General features: G+C 38.0%; 1 protein-coding gene. It reads right to left on the reverse strand.

What is annotated here, in order from left to right; translation table 11 throughout:
• Nucleotides 1-203 (reverse strand): hypothetical protein (locus E7X57_RS12825; protein WP_371413205.1); only part of this gene is annotated, 203 nt, incomplete at its 3' end.
• Between the last annotated feature and the right edge of the window lie 10 nt (nt 204-213).

Consider the following 213-nt stretch of genomic DNA (forward strand, 5'->3'; position numbering starts at 1 on the left):
GTTGCATTGGTTGAGAGATCAGTGAATGAAACAGTAAGTGGTGCAATACCTTCAGTTACATTAGCACTGAAATCGGATACCGGAAGTATAGGAACTGATGTCACATTGATATAACCGGTCTTGATTTCGGAATCAGTGCCATTGATATTACTGACAGTAAGATTGACAGTATACAAACCAGCTGTATCATACGTATGAATTATATTCTGACTG

This window comes from Methanococcoides sp. AM1, from assembly GCF_900774055.1.
Classification (GTDB): Archaea; Halobacteriota; Methanosarcinia; order Methanosarcinales; family Methanosarcinaceae; genus Methanococcoides.